The following is a 23130-nucleotide window of genomic DNA, read 5'->3' as shown; positions in this document are numbered from 1 at the left end:
GCGCGCTTCTCAGTGCCCTTCGAAGGAGATCAGCGTGCGCACGGGCACGTCGAGCGCGCGCAGCTTGGCGGCGCCGCCGAGATCCGGCAGGTCGATGATGAAGCAGGCCGCCACCACGGTCGCGCCGATCTGGCGCAACAGCTTCACCGCGCCCTCGGCCGTGCCGCCGGTGGCGATGAGGTCGTCGACCAGGATCACGCGCTCGCCGGGCTGCACCGCGTCGACATGCATCTCCATCTCGTCGGTGCCGTATTCCAGCGCATAGGACATGCTGACCGTCTTGTGCGGCAGCTTGCCTTTCTTGCGGATCGGCACGAACCCGGCCGACACCTGATGCGCCACTGCGCCTCCGAGGATGAAGCCGCGGGCCTCGATGCCCGCGACCTTGTCGATCTTGGAGCCGGCCCAGGGATGCACCAATTCGTCGACCGCGCGGCGGAACGCGCGCGCGTCCGCCAGCAGGGTCGTGATGTCCCGGAACAGGATGCCCGGCTTCGGATAGTCCGGAATGGTGCGGACGGTGTTCTTGATGTCCAGATCGAACGTCATCGTGCTCTCATTGCCTCGTTTGGCCGTGACCGCGAGGAATTCATCATTGCGAGCGAAGCGAAGCAATCCAGGGCCGCGAAAACAACTCTGGATCGCTTCGTCGCTCACGCTCCTCGCGATGACGGCAACCACCTCTCACCCCGGCTGATTGAGCCGGAACGCATTCTCCACGATCCTCAAACCCACGGCATCGCCGAGTGACATCAGCGATTCCGGATGGAACTGCACGCCGCCGACCGGCAGCGTCTTGTGCTCGATCGCCATCGCCACGCCGTCCTCGGTTGCCGCCGTGACGGTCAGCACCTCCGGCATGCTGTCGCGCTCGACGAACAGCGAATGATAGCGGCCGATGACGATCTCGTTCGGCAGGCCCTGCATCAGGCGGCCGCCGCGCACCTGGACCCGCGAGGGCCTTCCATGCGCCGGCTGGGCAAGCTGGCCGAGCTGGCCGCCGAAATACTCGCCCATCGCCTGCACGCCGAGGCACACGCCGAAGATCGGCAGCTTCTTCGCGAGCGCAGCGTCGATCGTCGTCGAGATCTTGAAGTCCTCGGGGCGGCCTGGCCCCGGCGACAGCACGATCAGATCCCAGCTTCGTTCGGCGAGCATCTTCAGCGCGTGGACATAACGCACCACGGTGACGTTGGCGCCGACCTGGCGGAAATAGTCGGCCAGCATGTGAACGAAGCTGTCGTCGTGATCGATCAGCAGCACGTTCTTGCCGGAGCCGGTGGCATCCGGCGCGGTCGACGACAGCGGCTTCGGCGGATCGCCGCGCAGCGCCTGGAACAGCGCCGCCGCCTTGACCTGGCACTCGCGATCCTCGGCCGCGGGATCGGAATCGAACAAACAGGTGGCGCCGACACGGACCTCGGCGAGCCCGTCCTTCATGCGGATGGTGCGGATCGTCAGGCCGGTGTTGATCGAGCCGTCGAAATTCACCGCGCCGATGGCGCCGGCATACCAGCGCCGCGGCGAGCGTTCATTGTCCTCGACGAACTGCATCGCCCACAGTTTTGGCGCGCCGGTCACGGTCACGGCCCAGGCGTGGGTCAGGAAGGCATCGAGCGCGTCGAAGCCCGGCCGCAGCATGCCCTCGACGTGATCCACCGTGTGGAACAGTTTCGAGTAGGTCTCGATCTGCCGGCGCGCCAGCACCTTGATGGTGCCGGGCACGCAGATGCGCGCCTTGTCGTTGCGGTCGACGTCGGTGCACATGTTGAGCTCGAACTCGTCCTTCTCCGAGTTCAGGAGCTGGCGGATCTGCTCGGCATCGCCGATGGCGTCGCGGCCGCGGGCGATGGTGCCGGAGATCGGACAGGTCTCGACGCGACGGCCGTCGGAGCGGACGAACATCTCGGGTGAGGCCGAGACCAGGAACTCGCCGTCGCCGAGATTCATCAGCGCGCCATAGGGCGACGGATTGATCCGGCAGAGCCGCTGGAACACTTCCGCCGGCGAGCGCTCGCACGGCTCGGCAAAGAGTTGGCCGGGCACCGCCTCGAACAGGTCGCCGCGGGCAAACGCGGCGCGGGCCTTCTCGACCGTCGCCTGGTACTCGCCGGGCGCGTGATCGGCAAACCCCTGGCGCGGCTCCTTGAGATAGATGCTGGCGTCGGTGTCGCGCGACAGGCCTTCCGTCGACTGTCCGTTCCAGGAAAAATCATAAGACAGCACGACGCCGCGGCCGGTGGCGCGGTCGTAGGCCAAGAGGCGATCCGGCACGTAGAGCACGATGTCGCGCTGGTCCTTCTCGCGCGGCCGCTTCTGCTGGAGGTCCTCGATCTGGAACACGAGGTCGTAGGCGAAGGCGCCGAACAGGCCGAGCAGCGGGTCGTCATTGGCCGAGAGCGCCGCGATCATCGCCCGCACCAGCGACATCACGCTGGCGCGCCGCGTGCGCTGGTCCTCCTCGACCGGGGCCGGGCCCCGGACGATGTGTCCAGCGAGCCGCGCCGGCGAAGCTTCGGTGATGACCACACAGGGCTCGCGCAGCGTGTCCTTCAGGAACGCGATCAGCACCTCGCCGCGGCGGTTCAGCGCCTGCAGGGTGAAGTCAGTGCCCTTGGTCTCCAGCACCAGCGGCGGATCGGCGAAGCCGAGGTCGAAACTCTCGTAGCGGCCGGGCACGGTCGTGCCCGAGGACAGCACCACGCCACGGCGGCGGTCGAGCAGGTTGATCAGGTCATCGAGCCGGCTGGCGCCACCGGAAAACTGCTCGACGGCGCGCGTGATCGCGAGCCCGCTGGAGGTGCGGTAGTCGCTGCGGGCCGGAAGGGCGAAAACGGTCCTGTTCATGGGGTCCTCTTGGGCGTCCTCTTACGGAATTTGCCGAGGAAACGCCACACAGGACCAACCGGAAGCCGCCGCTGCGTGGCGGCCCCTCTGCGATCTCATGTCAAACAAATCGCACCGGCCACCTTTTACAAGGTGCGCCACCAGAGACGGGCTGGGCGGACAAGGGTGCTCATGGGGCGGAACTGACCACGGCGGGCAGCCGGGGTCAAGGGCGGCGGAGCCACAAATGGGGGTGTGATGCCTCAGCCGATCAACAGAGGCGCCGCGGGCCGGCTGCCCGATACAGCGCCCTCGCCCCTTGTGGGTCCCCTTGTGGGTCCCCTTGTGGGAGAGGGCATGTGCGGCCCATCCGCTAACGCGGTTGGGTGAGGGGTCTCTCTCCGCAGCGGCGCTTGCAGAGGCATACCCCTCACCCAACCGAGCATGCCGCTCTGTCCTACATGCCCTCTCCCGTAAGGGGCGAGGGCGCAATAATACGCACCGGCGAGCCGAAGGCACTGGCGCCGACGAGAATGACAAAGGAATATGCAGCAGCATTCTCGCGACACATGATGCCCGAGTGATGATCATCAATTCCGCCCTCCAAGTCGAGGGCGCAGGAAAGGCCGGGCATCGGCTGATGCCCGTGGCCCGCCTGCAGCAAAAAAAGCAGGCGGCAGTCACCACAGGTCAGCCGGACGACCGGCCTTCCCTGCGCGATGGTCTGACGGCTTATACGCACTCTCCCCGGGGACCGGGCTGTCTTGCCCCCGTGACCGGCGGATCATCATCACCACCGGCGCGGCCTCAGCGTCGGGAGGCCAGGACCATGCGACTTCACCGTGCGCGCCCGCCGTTCGTCCGCACGACGTCTGCCATGCTGCGACGTGACACGCCCACCGCATCTCCACCCCGCGTGTCGTGACGATCGCGATACGCCCCTCGTGCCGGGGTGGGACGGAGATATCAGAGCACGAATTCCGAAAAATAGAAACAAGAATGTTTTTTGGCGAAGGACTGGACAGGGCAAATCAGCTTGAGGCGGCTGATGAATTTCGCGGGGCGGCGCATGATCGACCAGCCCGGCACGGAGATCATCGGCAGAGCGAATATCCGAATTGCCGGGCATGCAGTGCCCGGTCTATGCTGCATCGTCTCCCTTGCTGAAGGCATTCGTCCTTTGCGACGCCATCCCCTGGCCTTGCCCGCCATGCTCCTCTTTGCCGCGGCGACGGCGCCCGACGTTGTTGCGCAGGGCGAGCCGCCACTGGCCTGGTGCCTGGACCGCCGTTTCCCGGCCGACCAGCGGATCGAGAGCTGCACCTTCGCATTGCAGTCCGATCGATGGTCCGGACAAGATCAGATCCACGGCTATTTCAATCGTGGCAATGCGTACTATGAGAAACAGGAGTACGACCGCGCCATAGCCGATTTCACCGAAGCGATCAGGCTCGATCCCTCCTACCCGGCGGCCCGCAACAATCGTGGGTTCGCCTACGCAGGCAAAGGCGACTACGATCGGGCGATTGCAGATTATGACGAGGCGATCAAGCTCGATTCGAAGAAGCCGCTCTACTACTACAATCGCGGCTTGGCCTACTTCTCGAAAGAAAATTATGATCGGGCGCTCACGGACTTCAATCGAACGTTGGCGCTGGACCCCGAGCAAGCCAAGCCCTACGTTGATCGCGGCGCAGTCCATGTTCTGAGGAACGACTTCGATCGCGGTCTCGCAGATATAGACGAGGCGATCCGACGCGACCCGACTGACGCCACCGCATACACCCTTCGCGCCGCCGTGCATAAACACAAGAAGCAGTTCGACCGCGCCATCGCCGACTACAGCGCTGCAATCAAATTCGGCCTGACGCCCGCGAAAGCCCTTAACGCCCATTTCAACCGAGGGATCGCGTATTTCGAAACAGGTGACATCGATCACGCCATCGCCGATTTCGACGAAACGATCAGGCGCGATCCGGGTCACGTTCTTGCCCATGTCAATCGCGGCATAGCATATGACGATAAGGGCGATCACGACCGTGCCATCATAGATTTCGGCGTGGCGATCAAGCTCGAGCCGCAACACGCGAAAGCATACATGAACCGCGGCGCGGCCTACGACAAGAAAGGCGATCATGACCGCGCCATCGCCGATTTTGACGAGGCTCTGAGGCTTAATGGCAAGCTTGCAGAGGCCTTCAACCGTCGCGGTATCGCCTACGACGACAAAGGGAATCACGACCGGGCCATCGTCGACTTCGATCAGGCCATCAGGCTCGATCCGAACTATGCCGATGCCTACAACAATCGCGGCCTCGCCTACAAGGAGAAGGCAGACTACGATCGCGCGATCGCCGACTTCGACGCGGCCATCGCCCTGGCGCCGGATTTCTCCGAGGCCCAAGGCAACCGGGATGAGGTTCGCGAACTGAAGAAGAGCCGCGGGGCTGCAATGCCGGCCCCGGAACGTTAGACGGGTCCGCGGCTGATGCGGACGCGGCGCTGGGTCCGGCCAACCCGGCTATTCCTGACGCGTCATGCGCAGCCGCCCGCTAACCGCAACTCACTGCGATGCATATCGAACAGGTCGCCACGAGACTCGAGGCGACCTGCTGCTACGAGCGCACGGGCGCGCGCGAACAACTCGATATCGCCCGTCTGCAGCACAATCGTCCCGGTTTCGCAAAGCGCCTCCCCGATAATGCTCGCCGTCTTCTGCCAGTCGGCCGTGGCAAATGACAGCAGCACCGAATCGAAGAACGAGATCGGCGCTGACAGCAATTCGCCGTCGCGAATGACGCGCAACGGCGCGTTCTCCGCTTTGAGGCGCGCCCAACGTTCTCGGCAGGCATCACGCCGACTCGGCGACAGAACGGTCCGCAGATCCCACAGTGCATTGTCGCGAATTGTCTCCGGCGACACTAAACCCAGGCTGACGGCCAGCCGTGGCGCCTTCGGCCCAGTCTCCCCTGCCCGCACGACTGTGTCGGTGAGATCGACGATCTCGATCGGCTCATCGCCGAGCCGCCACAGGAGTTCGAGGAAGCCGGCATATTCCTGGGTCGATCGCCGCGTGAACCAGGCGATCCGTCGGTTGTTGCTCGAGAGTGCCTCGTCCCAGAACGATGTTGCCTGGCCGCCCACCTCTTCCCAGCCTGACACTTCCAATTCCTGGTCCATCCAGGCGGTTCGCAGCTCCGGGTCGGGTGGATTGATCGGACCAAAGCTCAGGCTGTCGGCAAAGCCAATCACGCGGTCGCTGCGCCCAGCCTGCTGGAGCGCAGCGCGCAACGTGCCCGCAGCGGACATGTTGAAGACGACATGAAGGATCGCGTGGGGAATTGTTATCTCCCTTGCCAGACGTGCGTTCACGTGGGGCGAGTCACGATGACGCTTCCCTCGCGCCCCATCGCCGCGCGAGCTTGCTGAAGCGCACCGATGACTCGATCGAGCTCTTCGGCCGCCATGAAGACCTCGATGTCGCCGTCCGTCCTCAACAACAGCGCCAACCCGATGCTATCGCCGACGACGCGAACCAGCACGCATGCGTCGTCGCCGGACGACTTGTCGACGAACGAGATCGGCTCGGTGCTCATGCGGGATCCAGGATCATCTGATAGGCCATGCTAGCAGATATCGAAACGTCGTTGGATTCGACATGCCGCCAAACTGGCGGTGCGCTCCCCTCCCCTTGCGGACAGGGGAGCTCACTGGCGTTGGGGCGAGCGGCAACTCACAACTTGCGAAGCCGAGCGCTCGCGCGGCAGCGGCTCTACAGCAGCGCCAGCGCGGCTTGTTTGAGGTGGGCGGCGATGGCATCGCGGGCTTCGCGTGAGCCGACGCTGCGCGCCATCGTCACCCCTCCCGAGAGGATCGCCATCAGCGACCAGGCCTTTTGCAGCCGAGCTTCATCGGTGCTCCCCTGCAACCCCTTTGCGATCTGCTGCGCGACCCTTTCGAGCGCGGTGCCATAGGCGGCCTTCGTTTCCTCGCTGGCGCGCGTCACGTCCGGCGTCAGGCTCTGCAGTCCGCAGCTCGAGTCCAGGATGCAATGGAGACGTTCTCCGAGATAGAATGCGATGAACGCCTCGGCCCAGCGCGCTCCCATCTGCTGCTGAAGACTCGCAATGCCCGTCCTGAGATCGTCCAGCCCGGCCAACGCGGCGGCTTCGAACGCGGCGTCCTTCGACTTGAAGTGACCGTAGAACGCGCCGGACGTGACCCCGGCTTCCTTGGCGAGGCCGTCGACGCCGATGCCGCCATAGCCAAGCCGGCGAAAGCCGCGCCCCGCGGCCTCCAACAACTTCGTCTTTGCTTCCTGCTTATGCTCGGCGTGGTACCGCATCTGGCGCCTTCCATAGCGATCGTTATTTCATGCTTGACTGATAACGATCGTCATTCTATTGGTGGATCACGGTCGTTATATAATGACCGCCGTTCCCCGGGACAACCGCCCTAGGGCGAGCACAGGAGGAGTCATGCCGATCAGTCTCACACTCACCGAAGGCGTCATCGCTGCCGACCAGGCGCCGATCGCCGTTGCGCGGATCACGGAATCGTTCCTGAGACACCATGGTCTGGCGGGCAACAGGATCATGGCGGCGAACGTCACGGCCCATCTGAACATCCTGCCGAAGGGCCATACCTTCGCCGGCGGCACGCCGGTCGATGGCGCCTGGATCGAGACCAAGACGCCGTCATTCGCGCTCGCCAGTCACGAGGTCCAGACGGCGTTCTTCGGCGAAGCCACCGACATTCTGCATGACCTCTCCGGCGGGGCGCTTGCCAGGGACCGGATCTGGTCCAACGGCGTCCACGCCGTCGACGGCACCTGGAATCTCGACGGCAGGCCGATGACCAACGACGCGCTCGTGGGGGCCATCACCGCAGGCTGACCACGGTCATCACGGCCGCTACCGCATTGGGCGGCGGCGGCCGTGATGAATGCCGACCGCTCACGTCCCCGGCTTCACCAGCCCCAGCTCGGCGAACTTCATCTCCGTCGCCACCACCGCGTTCTCATACACCTCGCCGCGCTCGACGAAGTAGTTGAAGTAGCCGGCCGGCGTCTCCGGCTGGATCTCGACCAGCTCCACGGTCTTGTATTTCGGATCGGTGATCACGCCGCTCGCGATCAGATCGTTGATGCGCTTGAGCGCGTCGACCTCGGCCTTGTAGCCGACCGAGAACCACATCTCGGTGGTCCAGTCCTGCACCTCGAACCAGTTGGCGGGCGCCTGGCCCTGCCACCCCTGGGCGAGCGGGCGGACGGCGAAGACGCGGTCGAAACCGTGCAGCTCGGAAATGATGCTGGCACGGTGATAGGCACCGTCCATCTGTCCCTGCGGCAGCTTGGTGAAGCCATAGAGCGACAGCCAAAGCGCGGCCTTGACCGCCTCCGGCGTGATCGGGCGGATGGCGCGCTCGGCCAGCACCTCGGAGGCGTAGCGCAGGTCGCGCTTGGCCGCCGATTGCCGCGCCTTGACAGCATGGGCGTTGGGAACCGACTTCTCCGCCGGCAGCAGCGCCCGCGCCGCCTCGTTGCCGTAGAGATAGCCGGTGCCGGTCTCGGGATCATAGGTGTTGAACACGACGCCGACCGACGTGGCGTTGAGCGTCTCCGCCGCGTGCGCGAAGTCGGCCTCGCTCCGCACCGGGACATATTGCTGCGCTGGCCACAGCCGGTCGGCGAGGGCGTTGAACGGGCCGTCACGCCAATCCGGCCAGGAGACGAAGCGCGCCAGCGCCTCGGCATAGGCGGGACGAAACACCCCGGGATAGCCGAACATCACCGTGCGCAACTGCGACGCCGGATCCCGGTGGCGGTCGGAGGACATCAGCTCGTTGCGCAGATCGAGACCCTGAAGCCACGCCGACAGCACCAGGATCTGGCCGGACGTCGCGGTGACGAGATCCGGCGTCACGCCCCAGGCGCGGGCAGTGTCGAGGAAGCCGGCGCCATGGGCGTTCAAGCCGCCCAGCCCGGCCAGCGCAAAGGCCACTCGCACGGCTTTCTCCATCAGCAGAGGGACCGGAGAACGCTACCTCAGATTGTTTCGGCGATGCAACCGGCGGCGAGACGCAGCGAATTCGAACATCGAACGACGCGGCGCGCTTCGAACATGATCAATGCTCAGATCTCCGCAGAATCCCGGTGATTCGCGGCAACGTGACGGCGCCAAGCGACGAAAAGCTGCAGCCGGCGGCTGTGTGGTGCCTCACAACCTCATGTTGCGCGCGTGCACGCCGCCTCGGGTATCGACCAACGATTGTCGCAACCCAAAAAAGTTACATAACTTGCCTGTGCGCGAGGGCAACACTGTTGTCAATCTGCAATAGTATGGCAATGATTGGTTAACCATATTGAATTACCTTGGTTAACATGGCCCGCGGCAAACAGCCCTCAGTGTCGCATGCGCTCCCGAAGCAGCCGACGCTGCTCGATTGCTTCCTCGAAGCGCAGGCAAAGCGGACGAAGCGTCGACGGCGCTCCGCCGACGCAGTGACCAGCGCCGACCCCTTGGCTCCTTCAGACGACGCTCCGACTCTTGGTGAGGCCGAAGCGCCCTCGGCCGAAACCAAGACCGCCCGCGCGGTTTGAGTCCGCACGGCGCGGTTTGGAACCGACGCGCCGGCCCTCAGCTCAGCCGAGGTGCTTGTGGAAAAACGCCGTGGCGCGGCCCCAGGCGAGCTCGGCGGCCCTGCGATCGTGCACGGTCATGCGCTGCTCGTTCACGAAGGCATGCTCGGCATCGTAGCGATAGAGCTCGAGCGACTTGCCGGCGGCCTTCATCGCCTTCTCGAAGCCGTCCACCAGCGCCGGCGTGCACCAATCATCCTTGTTGGCAAAGTGGGCCTGCAGCGGGATCTTGACGTCGGCCGGCTTCGCCGCCTGCTCAGGCGGAATGCCGTAGAACACGACGCCGGCGGCGAGCTCGTCGATCTTGGTCGCGCCGATGATCGTCACCGCGCCGCCGAGGCAGAAGCCGGTGAGGCCGACCTTGGCGCCGTTGCGCGCCAGATATTGCGCGGCCCCGCGCACGGTCTGCGTGGTCGCGTCCATGAAGTCGAGCGAGTTCATCTCCCGGCCCGCCGCATCCGTATCGTGATAGGGCACCACCGTGCCCTTGTAGAGATCGGGCGCCAGCGCGTTGAAGCCGGCGAGCGCGAAACGATCGCACATCCCCTTGATCTGGTCCTGCAGGCCCCACCATTCCTGGATGACGACGACGCCCGGCGCATCGGCCTGCGCGGCCTTGGCGAGATAGCCCTTGGCCTCCTGGCCATCGGGGCGCTTGAAGCTGATCAGTGTGCCCATGTGTTCCTCCGCAGGTTTTGTTGGAAGCTGAGGAGCGGGGTTTACCGCAAATGCGCGTCCGGCGCGACGGGAGGCGATCGGGTTCGCTGCAACGTGAGAGGATTCGTAGCCCGGATGAGCGCAGCGACATCCGGGGTCCTCGCCGGCACTGCTGCGATCCGGGGTGTCGCTGCGCTCATCCGGGCTACGGGCGCTAAACCGGCATCGCGCGCGGCGCGAACAGGATCACGGCCATGCCGGCGAGGCAGATCAGGACGCCGGCGGCGTCCCACGGATCGGGGCGATGGCCCTCGACCAGCCAGCCCCATAGCAGCGCCGCGGTGATATAGATGCCGCCATAGGCGGCGTAGGCGCGGCCGGCGAGCGGGCTGTCTGCCACGGTGAGAAGCGTCGCGAAGCCGGCGAGCGCGGCCATGCCGGGCAACAGCCATAGCGACGACTGCCCGAGCCGCAGCCAAGCCCAGAACGCGAAGCAGCCGCCGATCTCCAGCACGGCGGCGCCGGCGAAGGCGAGAAGTGACGGCATGGGCGAACTCCGTTTTCCCGGCTGCGCCGCGGACAAGGCCTCCCCTGGCCCGAGCCCAACTAACACAGGGACAACAAAAAAGCCCCCGGAGGGGCTTTTCGTTTTCATCAGACGTTTCCGATCACCGCTCAATGCGCGGCGGCCCAGACCCGCTTCTTGGTGAAGTACATCAGGCCGGCGAAGATGATCAGGAAGATGAACACCTGATAGCCGATGCGCTTGCGCGCTTCCATGTGCGGCTCGGCGGTCCACATCAGGAAGGTCGCGACGTCGTGGGCATACTGCTTCACGGTGGCCGGCGAGCCGTCGTCGAACGTCACCTGGCCGTCGGACAGCGGCGGCGGCATCTTGATCGCATGCCCGGGGAAGTACTTGTTGTAGTACGAGCCGTCCGGAATGGTGACGCCGTGCGGCGGGGTTTCTTCATAGCCCTGCAGCAGCGCGTTGATGTAGTTCGGGCCCTGCTCCTGGAACTGGGTGAAGAAGTCGATCAGGAACCAGGGGAAGCCGCGCTTGTAGGAGCGCGCCTTGGCCATCAGTGACAGGTCCGGCGGGGCCGCACCGCCATTGGCGGCCCGTGCGGCCTGCTCGTTCGGGAACGGCGACGGGAAGTAGTCGGCCGGCCGGCCCGGACGCTCGAACATCTCCCCGGCGTCGTTGGGCCCGTCCTTGATCTTGTACTCGGCCGCGAAGGCGGCCGCCTGCGCCGGCGAGTAGCCCGGGCCGCCGGGCTCGGCGAGATTGCGGAACGCCACATATTGCAGCGAATGGCAGTTCGAGCAGACTTCCTTGTAGACCTTGAGGCCGCGCTGCACGGCGCCGCGATCGAAGGTGCCGAACGGACCGGCAAACGACCACTTCGCCGACGGCGGGTTCTCCTGGCCTTCGCTGGCACGGGCGTCGCCCATGCTGCCGGCGAGCAGCGACACCGCGGCGACCAGCGCGATCACGGTCGAGACCATCGGCGCCGCCTTGCGGCCGGACCTGGCCAGCACGTCGTCAGCGATCGAGTTCGGCAGCGGGCGCGGCCGCTCGATGCGCGCGAGCAGCGGCAGCACGATCAGGAAGTAGGCGAAGTACAGCACCGTCAGGATGCGGCCGAGCACGACATAGACACCCTCCGGCGGCTGCGCGCCGAGATAGCCGAGGCCGATGCAGACCACGACGAAGATCCAGAAGAACTGCTTGCCGAGCGGACGGTACTTGTTGGAGCGGGTCTTGGCCGAGTCGAGCCAGGGCAGGAACACCAGCACGATGATGGCCGCGAACATCGCGATCACGCCGGCGAGCTTGTTCGGGATCGAGCGCAGGATCGCGTAGAATGGCAGGTAGTACCATTCGGGCACGATGTGCGCCGGCGTCACCGCCGGGTTGGCCGGGATGTAGTTGTCGGCCTCGCCGAGATAGTTCGGCATGTAGAAGATGAACCAGGAATAGAAGATCAGGAAGCAGGCGACGCCGAAGAAGTCCTTGATCGTCGCGTAGGGCGTGAACGGCACCATGTCCTTCTCGGTCTTCGGCTCGACGCCGGCCGGGTTGTTCTGGCCAGTGACGTGCAGCGCCCAGACGTGCAGCACGACCACGCCGGCGATCAGGAACGGCAGCAGGTAGTGCAGAGCGAAGAAGCGGTTCAGCGTGGGATTACCGACAGAGTAGCCGCCCCACAGCAGGGTCACGATGCTCTCGCCGAAATACGGCACGGCCGAGAACAAATTGGTGATGACGGTCGCGCCCCAGAAGCTCATCTGGCCCCACGGCAGCACGTAGCCCATGAAGCCCGTCGCCATCATCAGGAGGTAGATGATGACGCCGAGGATCCAGAGCACCTCGCGCGGCGCCTTGTATGACCCGTAATACAGGCCGCGGAACATGTGGATGTAGACGGCGAGGAAGAACATCGACGCGCCGCAGGCATGCATGTTGCGCAGCAGCCAGCCGTAGTTCACGTCGCGGACGATCAGTTCGACCGACTTGAAGGCGAGGTCGGCATGCGGCGTGTAGTGCATCGCCAGGACGACGCCGGTCACGATCTGGATGCCGAGCATCATCGAGAGGATGGCGCCGAACGTCCACCAATAGTTCAGGTTCCGCGGCGTCGGGTAGGCAATGAAGGACGAGTGGACCAGGCCGATGATCGGAAGTCGTTGCTCGAGCCACTTCAAGGCGGGGTGGCTCGGCTGGTAGTCAGAAGGTCCACTCATGATGCGTTCCTGAAGAAATTATCTTGCACGATCGAGCGTGAGCTCAAGACGAACGTCTGCTCAGCCGATCTGGATCTTGGTGTCGGAAACGAACTGATAGGGCGGGACGGGAAGATTGAGCGGCGCCGGCCCCTGGCGGACGCGACCGGAGGCGTCGTACTGCGAACCGTGGCACGGGCAGAAGAAGCCGTCGTAATTGCCTTCGTGGGCGATCGGGATGCAACCCAGATGGGTGCAGATGCCGATCACGACCAGCCACTGCTCGTGGCCGTCCTTGGTGCGGGACTGGTCGGTCGCCGGATCCGGCAGGCTCGACACCGGCACCGCGCGGACCTCCTCGACCTGCTTCTTGGTGCGGTGGGAGATGTAGATCGGCTTGCCGCGCCAGAACACCTTGATGTCCTGTCCTTCGGCGACGGGCGCGAGATCGACCTCGATCGGCGCACCGGCCGCGATGGTCGAGGCATCGGGATTCATCTGGGAGATGAAGGGCCACAGGGCGGCCACAGCACCGACAGCCGCGGTAGCGCCCGTGGCGACGAAAAGAAAATCCCGGCGTGTCGGATGATCCGCAGTAGACGCTGTCACGATTCCAACCCTTTCTTCGTTGCAGCCGGTGGAACCGCCCCGCTCGACGTCTTACGATCTCGACCTTGGAGATCACGTGACCGGGAGATCCTGCCGGCGCCCGCGTCCCCCGCGGCGGCAGAAAACGGCTCGCTCCACCGCCCCTGGGGAACAAGCCGTCCAGAATCGTTCTATTGGCACCCTTGCGATACGAGCGCAAGCCCGCTATCGGCCCTGCAGCACGCCATGCACCAATTCCCGCTTCGGAAGCGGACTTTCCGCCTCAGTCCTAAGACCAATTCGCATGCAGATCGCGCTCTATCAGCCCGACATTCCGCAGAACACCGGAACGATTCTGCGCCTGTGCGCCTGCCTCGGGCTCGCGGCCCACATCATCGAACCGGCGGGCTTTCCTGTGTCCGACCGGCAGTTCCGCCGCGCCGGCATGGACTATCTGGACCAACTGAATTGGCGGCGGCACGATTCCTGGAGCGCGTTCGAGGCCTGGCGGTCCGCAGAGGGCCATCGCCTGCTGCTGCTGACGACCAGGGCCGCGACCTGCTATCTCGACTTCAGTTACGGCCCGGACGACATCCTGCTGCTCGGGCGCGAGAGCGCCGGCGTGCCGGACGGCGTGGCGGCGGTCGCCGATGCGCGGCTGCGGATTCCGCTGCAGCCGGGGCTGCGCTCGCTGAACGTGGCGATGGCCGCGGCGATGGCCGCCGGCGAGGCGCTGCGCCAGACCGGACAATTCGTCCAATTGCAATCCGCACAAGGAGCCGGAGGGTGAGCTACGCGGTGAAGGAAATCTTCATGACCCTGCAGGGCGAAGGCGCCCAGGCGGGCCGCGCTGCCGTGTTCTGCCGCTTCGCTGGCTGCAACCTGTGGAGCGGCCGCGAGGCCGATCGCGCAACCGCGACGTGCCGGTTCTGTGACACCGACTTCGTCGGCACCGACGGCACGCTGGGCGGCCGTTATGAGACCGCCGCAGCGCTGGCCGAGGCCATCGGTGGGCAATGGACAGGCGGGGCCGCCGACCGCTATACGATCCTCACCGGCGGGGAGCCGCTGCTGCAGGTCGATGCCGACCTGATCGAGGCGCTCCACGCCCGCGGCTTCGCGGTCGGGGTCGAAACCAACGGCACGCTCATTCCGCCCGACGGGATCGACTGGATCTGCGTCAGCCCGAAGGCCGGCGCCGAGCTGAAGCTGCGGCAGGGCCACGAGCTGAAGCTGGTCTACCCGCAACACGGGGCCGAGCCGGAGACGTTCGCGGGGCTTGCCTTCGAGCGCTTCTCGCTGCAGCCGATGGACGGGCCCGAAGCGGCCGCGAACACGGCGCGCGCCATTGATTACTGCCAGCATCATCCGCAATGGCGGCTCAGTCTGCAGACGCACAAGATGATCGGCATCAGGTAGGGATTGTGACTGACACGATGTGGGAATTGACCAAGTCGTTCACCTTCGAGGCCGCGCATACGCTGCCGATCACGACGCTCGGCGAAGCCAGCCAGGAGATCCATGGCCACTCCTTCCGCGCCGAGGTGACGGTGCGCGGCGATGCGACCCATCCCGAGACCGGCATGGTGGTGGATTTCGGCGTGCTGACGCAGCGGCTGAGCGAGATCCAGGCCATGCTCGACCACAAGTTCCTGAACAAGATCGAGGCGATCGGGCTGCCGACGCTCGAGAACCTGTCGCGCTTCATCTATGAGCGCGTCCGCTCGATCGGCCATGTCACCAAGGTCAGCGTCCACCGCGACAGCTGCCGCGAGACCTGCACCTATTTCGGTCCGCAGGGCTGATCGATTGTGGTAGGACCCAACCGTAGCGACAACAGCGCTGTCACTTCCGGCTGTCATGGACGCTTGACGGCAGGGTGAGCGCCAATGTGCCAGGGGAACGTCCATGACCACCGCCGCCATCGAGGATCGCAAGGCCCGCGCCCGCGCCTGGTTCGAGAGCCTGCGCGACCAGATCTGCGCGGCGTTCGAGCGGCTCGAGGACGAGGCGCCGGCTGACCTTTATCCGCGCACACCGAGCCGGTTCGTCCGAACGCCGTGGGAGCGCACCGACCATGCCGGCGGCCCGGGCGGCGGCGGCGTCATGAGCATGATGCACGGCCGGCTGTTCGAGAAGGTCGGCGTGCACTGCTCGACCGTGCATGGCGAGTTCGCCCCGGAATTCCGCAGCCAGATTCCCGGCGCCTCCGAAGACCCGCGGTTCTGGGCCTCGGGCATCTCGCTGATCGCGCATCTGTGGTCGCCGCACGTGCCGGCGGTACACATGAACACGCGCTTCGTCGTCACGACGAAAGCCTGGTTCGGCGGCGGCGCCGACCTGACGCCGGTGCTGGACCGCCGCCGCACCCAGGAGGACGCGGATACGCTGGCCTTCCACGCCGCCATGAAGGGCGCCTGCGACGCCCATGCCGCGGTGGCCTCGTACGACAAGTACAAGCGCTGGTGCGACGAGTACTTCTATCTGCCGCACCGCAAGGAGCCGCGCGGCATCGGCGGCATCTTCTACGACCATCACGATTCCGGCGACTGGGAGGCCGACCTCGCCTTCACCCAGGATGTTGGCCGCGCCTTCCTGAAGGTCTATCCCGAGCTTGTCCGGAGCAATTTCAGCAGCCCCTGGACCGCCGCCGACCGCGAGGAGCAGCTCATCCGCCGCGGCCGCTACGTCGAATTCAACCTGCTTTACGACCGCGGCACCACATTTGGGCTTAAAACCGGCGGCAATGTCGACAGCATTCTGTCCTCGATGCCGCCCGAGGTGAAATGGCCCTGAAACTCGATTTGTTGAACCGCGTAGATTGATCATGACCGCCGCCCTGCCCCGCGCCATGCTGATCGACATGGACGACACCATCCTGTCGGCCTATGGCCGTCCCGAGATCGCCTGGAATATCGTCGCCACCGAGTTTGCCGACGAACTCGCGCCGCATACGCCGCGGGCGGTGGCCGCCGCGATCCTGGCCTCGGCACGCAGCTTCTGGTCGGTCGCCGGCGCCGAATGGCGGATGAAGCTGATCCAGGCGCGGCAGGAGGTGGTGAAGGACGGCTTCGCGGCGCTCGCCGGCCACGGTCCTGCTCTACCGACCGAGCTCGCGATCCGCATCGCCGATCGCTTCACCGGCTATCGCGACGAGCAGATGTTCGTCTTCCCCGGGGCGCATGAGGCGATCGACGCATTCAAGGCGCGCGGCGTCAGGCTGGCGCTCGTCACCAACGGCGAGGCCGGCCAGCAGCGCGCCAAGATCGAGCGCTTCGCGCTGGCGCACCGCTTCGACCACATCCAGATCGAGGGCGAGCACGGCTTCGGCAAGCCCGAGGAGCGCGCCTATTGGCACGCGATGGAGCGGCTCGGCGTCGGCCCGGAAGACACCTGGATGATCGGCGACAATCTCGAATGGGAGATCGTCGCGCCGCAGCGGCTCGGCATCTATTCGATCTGGATCGACGTCCATGGCGACGGCCTGCCGGAAGGCACGGACGTCAAGCCCGACCGCATCATCCGCTCGCTGACCGAGCTGGTGCCGGCGGGCTAGGCCAGCGCGGCGCCGGCGTCACTTCGCGCGCCGCGGACCTCCGGCGACTGCGCGCTTGTGCGCCTCCATCAGCATCGCCACGAAGGCCGTCACCTTCGGCGGGCGAAAGCGCGCCGCTGGGAACACGGCGTGGATGCCTCCGGACGGCAGTGTCCAGGACGGCAGGATGGCCACGAGGCGGCCGGCCGCGAGATCGTCCCTGATCAGGAAATCGGGCAGCACCGCCAGGCCGCCGCCGGCCAGCGTCGCGGCGAGCACCGCCGGCGTGGTGTTGATGGTAAGCGTCTGGCTCATCTCGACGCTCTCGCGCTCGACGTCGCCTTTCATGAACTGCCAGGTGAGCGGCTCCCTCAGCGCGGCATTCGCAATGAACGGCAACGCGGCGAGGTCGCGCGGATGCGCGACGCGCCTGACCACGTTCGGCGCGGCCACCAGCAGCTGCCGGAAGCTGCCGACCCGGCGGGTCTGCAGGGTGGAATCGTCGAGCCATCCCACGCGGATCGAGAGATCGATCTGGCTGGCGACGAGGTCGATCTTGCTGTCGGCGAGGATCAGCTCGACCCGGCAGGCCGGATAGGTCCGCGAGAACTCGGTTGCGATCGCGGCGAGCGTGCAGGTGCCGTAGTCGTTCGGCGCGGCGATGCGCAACAGTCCCATCGGCTCGGCGTTGCTCTGCGCCAGCTCGGCCAATGCGCTCTCGGCCTCGCGCAGGATGGCAGCACAGCGGGCATGCAGCAGGCGACCGGCTTCCGTCGGCTCGACCCTGCGCGTGGTCCGCACCAGCAGGTCGGTCCTGAGCTCGCGCTCGAGCTGGGCGACCTGCTGGCTGACCACGGCTTTGGTGATCCCGAGCCGATCGGCCGCGCGGGTAAAGGACGCTGCGTCCACCACGGCCGCGAAATAGACGAGGCGGTTGAGATTGATCGCCTCCATGCCGGCGGCTCCTTCTATTGTCCATTAACAGCATACAGTCTGTCTCATTATGCTGTATTTATGGACAAACGAGAACCGGCTATCTCGGCGCCATGCCGCTCCAAGACAGGGTTCCGGAAATGCGACTGACCTATCTGTTCGACCCGCTCTGCGGATGGTGCTACGGCGCCGGCCCGGCGGTCGAGACGCTCGCCGCCCACGACGCCATCACGCTCGAGCTGCTGCCCACTGGCCTGTTCGCCGGCCGTGGCGCCGGCAGGATGGATGCGCAATTCTCCGAATATGCCTGGAGCAACGACCAGCGCATCGCCAAGCAGACCGGCCAGCGTTTCACCGACGCGTACCGCACCCGCATTCTCGGCGCGGGCGGCGCCTTCGATTCGACAGCCGCATCGCTCGGCCTGACGGCGGTCCACGTCACCGACCCCGGCCGTGAGCTCACGGTCCTCAAGGAGCTGCAGCTTGCGCGCTACGTACACGGGCAGGACATCGTGAGCGTCGCGGGCGTCGGCGAAGTCCTTCGAGCGCTGGGCCTTGCGAGCGCCGCCGAGCGGATGCTGGCCCGGGATCACGCGCTGGTCGAGGCCTATGGCCGCCGGCTCCAGACCGCGCATAGCTTGATGCGACGCTACGGCTTGTCCGGTGTCCCGGCCCTGCTGGCGGGTGACGGCGAGCGACAGAGGCCGCTGCCGGGCAACGCCTTGTACGAACCGCTCGACGGCCTGCTCGCACAACTCGGAGCAGCCTGAGCCGCTCCGTACTCGATGCCTGGCACAATCCACCCAGCCGTCGCACACGGCCGGAGCGCCGCCTGCTGCCCGGCCTCATCGTTTTATCACTCCAAGAAAGAGACTGACATGCCGACACGGAGACAGATCATGACGACAGCGATTGCAGGGACCGCCGCAGCCATTCTCGGTGCATCGGACAGCGGCCGTGCCGCTGGCAGCAAGCTGGTCTGGACACACTTTCCCGCCGGTCCGAACGGCTTCTTCCGCGCGCCCGTGCTGCTGAGGGGCCCCACCGAAGCACTGCTGATCGACGGCGGCTTCAACTATCCGGACGGCCGCGCGGTGGCGGCCGCAATCAAGGCGAGCGGCAAGACGCTGACGGCCATCTACATCAGCCAGTCGGACCCGGACTACTACTTCAGCCTCAAGCCGATCCGCGAGGCCTTTCCCGGCGTGAAGGTGATCGCCGCCACGGCGACCATCGAGGCGATCAAGGGCAATGTCGAGAAGAAGCTCGCCGTCTGGGGCCCGCAGCTGAAGGAGAACGGCCCGCAGACGATGGCCGACATCGTTCTGCCCGAACCGTTCGATGGCCCGTCGCTGTCGGTCGATGGCGAGACGATCGAGATCGTCGCCGCCGAGGGGCTGGCCAATCGGCGCTATCTCTGGGTGCCCTCGCTCGCAGCCGTATTCGGCGGCGTCATGATCTTCTCGGGTGTCCATGTCTGGACGGCCGACACCCAGAGCAAGGAGCAGCGCGCAGCCTGGATCGCGACCCTCGACAAGATCGCTGCACGCGCTCCGACGGTGGTGGTCGCCGGCCATGCCGTGGCGGACGCCGCCACCGACCTGTCGGGTGTTCGGCACACCAAGTCCTATCTCATCGCGTTCGAGGAGGAGCTCGCCAAGGCCAAGGACGCCGCAGCCCTGAAGGCCGCAATGGAGGCGAAGTTCCCCGGCCTCGGCATGGGCGTGGCCCTCGACATCGGCGCCAAGGTGGCGAAGGGCGAGATGAAGTGGGGCTGATGCAGGCCGCGGCCACATCAGGCTGACATGACAGAAGCGCCGGCCCGTCAGGACCGGCGCTTCGGCCTTTCGTGGATGGCCGCGTCGTGCCTCAGGCCGGGCGCTCGGCGACGTTGGGACGCCATTTGATCAGGCGGCTCTCGACGAGGTCGAGCAGCGCGTCGATGCGCGCGGAGGAGCTGCGCGCCCGCGTCGAGGCGCTCAACATCAGCTATGGCGTGGGCATGCTGCCGCGGGTGACGATCTCGGTCGGCGTCGCCGCCTATCCCGAGGCCGGCCTCGATCTGACGGAGATCCTGCGCGTCGCCGACGGCGCGCTGTACCGTGCCAAGCACAAGGGCCGCAACCGGGTCGAGCTCGCCTCCGGCGGCATGATGCCGCCGCTCGACGAGGTGACGAACCGGGCCGTCGCCGCGCTCGATGCCATCGTGGCACGCGCCGAGACCGACGGCATCACGCCATCCGATCGGGACACGGACCAGCAGGTGGCTTGACGCCGGAAGGCTACGCCGCCGGCAGCAGATGCCGCAGCGCCGATGCGATCATCACGCCGCCGCCGGTGATGACGGCGGCGTCGAGGATGGCGGCGTGGATGTGCACCGGCATGCGGGCGACGAAGGCCTTGGCGAGGAACGCGCCGGGCACCGCGACCGCGCCGATCAGGAGCGCGAACGCCAGGACCTGCACGGTGACCACGCCGGCCAAACCAAACACCGAGATCTTGATGACACCCGTCGCCACCGAGATCATCGCGTCGGTGGCGATGACCGCGGCGCCTTCGAGGCCGGCGGCCATCAGCAGCGACAGCAGGATCACGCCGGAGCCGGAGGTGCCGCCGACCAGCACGCCATAGCCGACCGCTCCGGCAGCAAGCCCGCCATTGCCGATCCTGACCTCGCGCTTGCGCAGGATCCGCCGCAGCGGAACGCTCATGATGAGCATCGTGCCGATCACGAACGCCGCGCCGGCATTGGTCAGTCGCGTGTAGCCGTAGGCGCCGAGCGCGGTCGTGAGCGCGGCTGCCGCGATGACGATTCCGGCGCGCGTACGGTCGGCATGGCTGATATAGGCGACGACACGGCTGAGATTGGTGAGGATCGCTGAGATCGCGATGATCGGCACGACCGGCTCGGCCCCGACCATCGGCACCAGCACGAGCGGCATGAGAGCGCCGGTGCCGTAGCCGGCGAGACCACCGATGATCGAAGCGAACAGAGCGACGGCAGCGACGAGCAGGAGTTGCAGCAGGGAGATGTCGGCAAAGCCTGCCAGAAAATTCATGAACGTCCGTCGCGGTTGACACGCGCCGCCGCCTGATCGGCGATCGCGTTCAGCGATGCCTCGTCGAGCGGGAAGTCCGCGGCTAACCAGGCATCCTCTGCGAGGGTGAGCACATGACCGAGAAGCGGCCCTTCCGCAACCCCGCGCGCGATGAAATCGGCCGCCTTCAACGGCAATTTCGGCGGCGTGAAGCGCTGCGGCAACAGCGCACGCTCGCGCCAGCGCCGGTCGTCGCGATCGCGCGCCCGCGCCCAGCCGAGCATCAGGCGGTCGCGATAGACGGTCTCGCCGAGACGATACAGCAGACGCCGGACTCGCGCCTCGTCGGCGGAAGCGAACCGCCACCAGCGATGGCCCATGCCGTCGAGCGCCTTGGTCTCGGCGTTGGAGAGCTTCAGCCTGACGCCGAGACGGCGCGCATCCTCGGTCACGGCGACCGCGAGCGCCGCGAGACGGCGGACCGGGCTCGGCGAAAGCTCCAGCTCGCGCTCGATGCCGATCATCGCGGCGAACGGACCGAGATAGGCGACGCCGCCGAGGATCGCCGTCAGCAACCCGCCATCCGCCATCGCCGTGACCGCGCCGACAGCGCCGTCGGTGACGAGCAGCTTCAGCATCTCCATGCGCACGCGCTCGGCTGACAGCGTGGCGAGCCCGGCACGGCCGGCGATGCAGGCCAGATAGCCCTCGCAATCGGGGGCGCCGTGACCGAACGCCGAATGGATGCGGAAGAAGCGCAGGATGCGCAGATAGTCCTCGGCGATGCGCTGGGCGGGGTCGCCGATGAAGCGCACGCGGCGCTGGGCGATGTCGGCGAGGCCGCCGACGTGATCATGCACCACGCCATCGGGCCCGACGGAGAGCGCATTGATGGTGAAGTCGCGCCGGTGCGCGTCGCCGACCCAGTCGCGGCCGAACTCGACCTTGGCCTTGCGGCCGAAGGTCTCGGTGTCCTCGCGCAGGGTCGTGATCTCGAACGGATGGCCGTCCAGCACCAGCGTCACGGTGCCGTGGTCGATGCCGGTCGGCACGCTCTTGATCGACGCCGCCTTGGCACGCCGGAGCACCTCCGCCGGCAGCGCCGTGGTCGCGATGTCGATGTCGCCGATGGCGATGCCGAGCAGCGCATTGCGCACGGCGCCGCCGACCACCCGTGCTTCCTCGCCATCGCAATTGAGCAGCGCGAGCACGCGCGCGGCGGGACCGGACGAGAGCCAGGGCGCGTGCAGCACCCGCGCGTCGATCATTTCTCGACCCCTGGAACGAGCCTGCCGTTCTCGACATGAGCGGGGACGTAGGTCGAACGCGGCGGCGCGCCGGAGAACTCGGCGATCAGGACCAGACTTGCAATCACCAGCACCAGGGCCGCCACCGTCAATTTTGTGGTCAGATGAAAGGGCCAGTTGGCCGGCACCAACAGCCCCGATTTGGTCGCGAGCAAGAACAACACATAAACCGCAAAAGGAATGAGGAAAATTCCGATTTCCGTCAATACGCCACGGATCATGGCCGACCGATCCGCTCGTACAACACCCGAAGGATGCCCGCTGTCGCGCCCCATATGTAGCGCTCGGCGAACGGCATCGCGTAATACGAACGCTCCATGCCGCGAAACTCCTTGGAATGCAGCTGGTGATTGGCGGGGTCCATCAGGAAGGCCAGCGGCACCTCGAAGGCGTCGTCGACCTCGCCCTCGTTGATCTTGAGCGTGAATCCCGGCCGCACCCGCGCCACCGTGGGCAGGATGCGGAAGCCGAAGGCGGTGCCGTAGACGTCGAGATAGCCGATCGGGTCGACGAAGCTGCGGTCGAGCCCGATCTCCTCTTCGGCTTCGCGCAGAGCGGCATCGAGCGGAGAGGCATCGGTGACGTCGATCTTGCCGCCGGGAAAGGCGATCTGTCCGGCATGGCTCGAGAGGTTCGGCGAGCGCTGGGTCAGGAGAACGGTCGGCTCGGGGTGGTCGACCACCGGGATCAACACCGCCGCGGGGCGGATCGGCTGCTCGCGGGAGATGATCTCGAGCATGCGGTCGGTGCCGGAATCTCCACTGGCCGGAATGACGTCCGGATCCAGCAGGGCCTGCGGAACGTCGAAGCGCAGCCGCGCGCGGCCCCGCGCGAAGAAATCGGCCGAACTGAGTTCAGCGGTCCTGTTCCTCACCATGG

25 protein-coding genes are annotated in these 23130 nt (G+C 66.1%); 10 read left to right on the top strand and 15 right to left on the bottom strand.

Annotated elements, in window-relative coordinates:
- Positions 1–9 precede the first annotated feature (9 nt).
- Together QX041_RS29350 and QX041_RS29345 are read right to left on the bottom strand one after the other, a co-directional pair.
- The gene (locus tag QX041_RS29350) at positions 10–549 is read right to left on the bottom strand and encodes an adenine phosphoribosyltransferase (protein ID WP_172133418.1); all 540 of its coding nucleotides are present in this window, start codon (positions 547–549) and stop codon (positions 10–12) included.
- 135 nt (positions 550–684) lie between these two features.
- Positions 685–2847 (bottom strand): anthranilate synthase component I, encoded by a 2163-nt coding sequence (locus tag QX041_RS29345; protein WP_315717274.1) that lies wholly within the window; start codon positions 2845–2847, stop codon positions 685–687.
- Positions 2848–3874: 1027 nt separating this feature from the next.
- On the opposite strand from QX041_RS29345, the gene QX041_RS29340 reads away from it, so the two are divergent.
- A complete protein-coding gene (locus QX041_RS29340) occupies positions 3875–5299 on the top strand; it encodes a tetratricopeptide repeat protein (RefSeq protein WP_316167455.1) in 1425 nt (474 codons plus the stop codon).
- 62 nt (positions 5300–5361) lie between these two features.
- On the opposite strand, the gene QX041_RS29335 is transcribed toward QX041_RS29340, so the two are convergent.
- The 3 genes from QX041_RS29335 to QX041_RS29325 form a co-directional block, all read right to left on the bottom strand.
- Complete coding sequence (locus QX041_RS29335) at positions 5362–6198, bottom strand: DUF3658 domain-containing protein (RefSeq protein WP_316167454.1); 837 nt, start codon at positions 6196–6198, stop codon at positions 5362–5364.
- A complete protein-coding gene (locus QX041_RS29330) occupies positions 6195–6422 on the bottom strand; it encodes a hypothetical protein (protein WP_316167453.1) in 228 nt (75 codons plus the stop codon). The genes QX041_RS29335 and QX041_RS29330 overlap by 4 nt, the downstream gene beginning before the upstream one ends.
- A gap of 176 nt (positions 6423–6598) precedes the next feature.
- The gene (locus tag QX041_RS29325; RefSeq protein ID WP_315717278.1) at positions 6599–7171 is read right to left on the bottom strand and encodes a TetR/AcrR family transcriptional regulator; all 573 of its coding nucleotides are present in this window, start codon (positions 7169–7171) and stop codon (positions 6599–6601) included.
- Positions 7172–7304: 133 nt separating this feature from the next.
- On the opposite strand from QX041_RS29325, the gene QX041_RS29320 reads away from it, so the two are divergent.
- A complete protein-coding gene (locus QX041_RS29320; RefSeq protein ID WP_315750405.1) occupies positions 7305–7721 on the top strand; it encodes a 4-oxalocrotonate tautomerase in 417 nt (138 codons plus the stop codon).
- Positions 7722–7781: 60 nt separating this feature from the next.
- On the opposite strand, the gene QX041_RS29315 is transcribed toward QX041_RS29320, so the two are convergent.
- The 5 genes from QX041_RS29315 to petA all read right to left on the bottom strand — a co-directional run bounded on the left by QX041_RS29315 (position 7782) and on the right by petA (position 13462).
- Entirely contained in the window at positions 7782–8834 is a 1053-nt protein-coding gene (locus QX041_RS29315; RefSeq protein WP_316167452.1) for a hypothetical protein, read from the bottom strand.
- Positions 8835–9469: 635 nt separating this feature from the next.
- Entirely contained in the window at positions 9470–10144 is a 675-nt protein-coding gene (locus QX041_RS29310) for a dienelactone hydrolase family protein (protein WP_315717281.1), read from the bottom strand.
- A gap of 193 nt (positions 10145–10337) precedes the next feature.
- The gene (locus QX041_RS29305; RefSeq protein ID WP_316167451.1) at positions 10338–10670 is read right to left on the bottom strand and encodes a YnfA family protein; all 333 of its coding nucleotides are present in this window, start codon (positions 10668–10670) and stop codon (positions 10338–10340) included.
- A 128-nt stretch (positions 10671–10798) separates the two neighbouring features.
- On the bottom strand, positions 10799–12871 hold the full coding sequence (locus tag QX041_RS29300) for a cytochrome c1 (protein WP_316167450.1): 2073 nt from the start codon (positions 12869–12871) through the stop codon (positions 10799–10801).
- Positions 12872–12931: 60 nt separating this feature from the next.
- Positions 12932–13462 (bottom strand): ubiquinol-cytochrome c reductase iron-sulfur subunit, encoded by a 531-nt coding sequence (gene petA / locus QX041_RS29295; protein WP_315717369.1) that lies wholly within the window; start codon positions 13460–13462, stop codon positions 12932–12934.
- Positions 13463–13742: 280 nt separating this feature from the next.
- On the opposite strand from petA, the gene QX041_RS29290 reads away from it, so the two are divergent.
- From QX041_RS29290 to QX041_RS29270, 5 genes are all read left to right on the top strand, one after another.
- A complete protein-coding gene (locus tag QX041_RS29290) occupies positions 13743–14228 on the top strand; it encodes a tRNA (cytidine(34)-2'-O)-methyltransferase (RefSeq protein WP_315750403.1) in 486 nt (161 codons plus the stop codon).
- Entirely contained in the window at positions 14225–14857 is a 633-nt protein-coding gene (gene queE, locus QX041_RS29285) for a 7-carboxy-7-deazaguanine synthase (protein ID WP_315750402.1), read from the top strand. Before QX041_RS29290 ends, queE begins: the two co-directional genes overlap by 4 nt.
- Positions 14858–14874: 17 nt before the next feature.
- Positions 14875–15243 carry a 6-carboxytetrahydropterin synthase gene (locus QX041_RS29280; protein ID WP_315750453.1) on the top strand — a complete coding sequence of 123 codons (369 nt, stop codon included), beginning with the start codon at positions 14875–14877 and terminating at the stop codon, positions 15241–15243.
- Positions 15244–15346: 103 nt separating this feature from the next.
- Positions 15347–16234, top strand: a complete 888-nt coding sequence (gene hemF / locus QX041_RS29275; protein ID WP_315717287.1) for an oxygen-dependent coproporphyrinogen oxidase — start codon at positions 15347–15349, stop codon at positions 16232–16234.
- Between the two features lie 31 nt (positions 16235–16265).
- Positions 16266–16994: an HAD family hydrolase gene (locus tag QX041_RS29270; RefSeq protein ID WP_316167447.1), complete on the top strand. Its 729-nt coding sequence runs from the start codon at positions 16266–16268 to the stop codon at positions 16992–16994.
- 18 nt (positions 16995–17012) lie between these two features.
- Here the strand turns inward: QX041_RS29270 and QX041_RS29265 are convergent, their stop codons facing one another.
- Positions 17013–17927 carry a LysR family transcriptional regulator gene (locus QX041_RS29265; RefSeq protein WP_316167446.1) on the bottom strand — a complete coding sequence of 305 codons (915 nt, stop codon included), beginning with the start codon at positions 17925–17927 and terminating at the stop codon, positions 17013–17015.
- Positions 17928–18046: 119 nt separating this feature from the next.
- Here QX041_RS29265 and QX041_RS29260 point away from each other — a divergent pair, with 119 nt between their 5' ends.
- The 3 genes from QX041_RS29260 to QX041_RS29250 all read left to right on the top strand — a co-directional run bounded on the left by QX041_RS29260 (position 18047) and on the right by QX041_RS29250 (position 20178).
- On the top strand, positions 18047–18676 hold the full coding sequence (locus QX041_RS29260) for a DsbA family protein (RefSeq protein ID WP_315717290.1): 630 nt from the start codon (positions 18047–18049) through the stop codon (positions 18674–18676).
- A 108-nt stretch (positions 18677–18784) separates the two neighbouring features.
- A complete protein-coding gene (locus QX041_RS29255) occupies positions 18785–19684 on the top strand; it encodes an MBL fold metallo-hydrolase (RefSeq protein ID WP_315717291.1) in 900 nt (299 codons plus the stop codon).
- A 71-nt stretch (positions 19685–19755) separates the two neighbouring features.
- Positions 19756–20178 carry a diguanylate cyclase gene (locus QX041_RS29250; RefSeq protein WP_316167444.1) on the top strand — a complete coding sequence of 141 codons (423 nt, stop codon included), beginning with the start codon at positions 19756–19758 and terminating at the stop codon, positions 20176–20178.
- 10 nt (positions 20179–20188) lie between these two features.
- Here QX041_RS29250 and QX041_RS29245 read toward each other — a convergent pair whose 3' ends face one another.
- The 4 genes from QX041_RS29245 to QX041_RS29230 are packed head-to-tail and all read right to left on the bottom strand — an operon-like array spanning position 20189 to position 23128.
- Complete coding sequence (locus tag QX041_RS29245; protein ID WP_316167442.1) at positions 20189–20965, bottom strand: TSUP family transporter; 777 nt, start codon at positions 20963–20965, stop codon at positions 20189–20191.
- Positions 20962–22212: a CCA tRNA nucleotidyltransferase gene (locus QX041_RS29240; protein WP_315826989.1), complete on the bottom strand. Its 1251-nt coding sequence runs from the start codon at positions 22210–22212 to the stop codon at positions 20962–20964. The genes QX041_RS29245 and QX041_RS29240 overlap by 4 nt, the downstream gene beginning before the upstream one ends.
- Positions 22209–22472 carry a DUF6111 family protein gene (locus QX041_RS29235; RefSeq protein WP_315750395.1) on the bottom strand — a complete coding sequence of 88 codons (264 nt, stop codon included), beginning with the start codon at positions 22470–22472 and terminating at the stop codon, positions 22209–22211. The genes QX041_RS29240 and QX041_RS29235 overlap by 4 nt, the downstream gene beginning before the upstream one ends.
- Entirely contained in the window at positions 22469–23128 is a 660-nt protein-coding gene (locus QX041_RS29230; protein ID WP_409977949.1) for a CoA pyrophosphatase, read from the bottom strand. Before QX041_RS29230 ends, QX041_RS29235 begins: the two co-directional genes overlap by 4 nt.
- Positions 23129–23130: the final 2 nt, after the last annotated feature.

This window comes from Bradyrhizobium sp. SZCCHNRI2009, from assembly GCF_032485115.1.
Lineage (GTDB): Bacteria > Pseudomonadota > Alphaproteobacteria > Rhizobiales > Xanthobacteraceae > Bradyrhizobium.
The sequence above is the reverse complement of the archived record's forward strand: the minus strand, read 5'-3'. Positions and strand labels throughout refer to the sequence as shown.